The 1,718-nt window shown below is 71.6% G+C and carries 2 protein-coding genes; one reads left to right on the top strand and one right to left on the bottom strand.

The window, feature by feature from the left end; translation table 11 throughout:
• Positions 1-82: 82 nt before the first annotated feature.
• Positions 83-1,348, bottom strand: a complete 1,266-nt coding sequence (locus G6018_RS11965; RefSeq protein WP_182610654.1) for a pyridoxal phosphate-dependent aminotransferase — start codon at positions 1,346-1,348, stop codon at positions 83-85.
• Between the two features lie 95 nt (positions 1,349-1,443).
• Here G6018_RS11965 and G6018_RS11960 point away from each other — a divergent pair.
• Positions 1,444-1,718: winged helix-turn-helix domain-containing protein (locus G6018_RS11960; RefSeq protein ID WP_182639711.1), on the top strand; the 275-nt coding region annotated here is incomplete at its 3' end.

The following is a 1,718-nucleotide window of genomic DNA, read 5'->3' as shown; positions in this document are numbered from 1 at the left end:
TCGGGCGATGTGTGCGGAACGCTCTTTTCGTTGGCCCGGGCCCGCTCGCTGTCGCGCCCCGGCCCCCGGGCCCGGGCCGGGCTCACGCGGGCAGCGGGGTCCGCGCCGGAGTGCCGGGCTGCCGGTGGAGGCCGGCACGCCGCTCGAGGTACCCGGCGATCCTGCCGATCGCGTTCTCGAGCACCTCGGCGTCGGGCAGGCACACGATCCGGAAGTGGTCCGGCTCGGGCCAGTTGAAGCCGGTGCCGTGGGTCACCAGGACGTGCTCGGAGCGCAGTAGATCCAGCACCAGTTCCTCGTCGCTGCCGATGCCGAACCTCTCGGTGTCCAACCGGGGGAAGCAGTAGAGCGCACCGCGGGGCGCCACGCAGCTCACGCCCGGGATGGCGTTGAGGCGCTCGGTCGCCAGTGCGAGTTGTCGCTCGATCCGGCCGTCGGGGTCGATCACGTCGGCACCCCACGGTGAGTCCTCGGCCAGCGCGACCGGGATCGCGTACTGGCCCGGGACGTTGGGGCACACCCGCATGTTTGCCAGCAGGGTGAGCCCTTCCAGCAGGTCCTGCGCCCGCTCGAGGGGCCCGGTCGCGGCGACCCAGCCGGCCCGGTATCCGCACACCCGGTACGCCTTGGACAGGCCGCCGAAGGTCAGGCAGAGCACGTCGTCACCGGCGGCCAGCGCCGCGTGGTGATGGCGGGCGCCCGAGAAGATCACCTTCTCGTAGATCTCGTCGCTGAGCAGGACGAGCCCGTGCCGACGGGCGATGTCGGCCATCCCCCGGACGGTCTCGGCACTGTAGACGGCGCCGGTCGGGTTGTTGGGGTTGATCACCACCAGCGCGGTCGTCCGCGGCGTGATCTTGGACTCGATGTCCGCCAGCGAGGGGTTCCAGCCGTCGGACTCGTCCGCCAGGTAGTGCACGGGCACGCCACCGGTGAGGTTCACCGCGCCGGTCCAGGTGGGGTAGTCCGGTGCCGGGACCAGGATCTCGTCGCCCGGATCGACCATCGCCTGCAGGACCAGGGTGATGAGCTCGCTCACCCCGTTGCCCAGGAACACGTCCTCGGCGCGGATCCCGGGCACCCCCCAGCGCCGGTAGTGCTCGGCCACCGCCGCCCGTGCCTGCGGGATGCCCCGCGAATCCGAGTAGGCCTGGCCCGCGCCGAGTTCGCGGGCCACGGCATCCACGATCTCGGGCCGGGCCTCGAGACCGAACGGGTGCATGTTCCCCAGGTTCAGTCGCAGGATGTCGTGGCCCTCGGATTCCAGCCGCATGGCCTCGGTGAGGATCGGACCGCGGACGTCGTAGCGCACGTCGCGGAGGCGTCGGGATTGGCGGTAGATCTGCATGTGGACCATCACATCGCCAAAGTGGACTGGCGGAAAGGTCCACTTCACGCAGACCCGTGAGACCACTTTTGGCCTCGCGCGCCTAGGCTGAGCGCATGGCCCGCACCGCCCGTCCCGGATCCCTGGTCCTGGGCGAGGTCTCGGGCACCGCGGATCTGGTGGACGCGATCATCGACCTGATCTCCGACGGTTCCCTCGCCGACGGCGACAGGCTGCCCTCCACGCGCGCGCTCGCCGAGCAGACCGGGCTCTCCCGCGGCACCGTGGTCCGGGGGTTCGACGAACTCTCGGCCGCCGGCTTCATCGACTCCGTCCAGGGCTCGGGCACCCGGGTCGCCGCCGGGGCGGGTCAGGCGGCACGCGCCGGGGC

Source organism: Dietzia sp. DQ11-44 (assembly GCF_014145205.1).
GTDB lineage: Bacteria > Actinomycetota > Actinomycetes > Mycobacteriales > Mycobacteriaceae > Dietzia > Dietzia natronolimnaea.
This window is presented reverse-complemented; position numbering and strand designations above follow the sequence as displayed.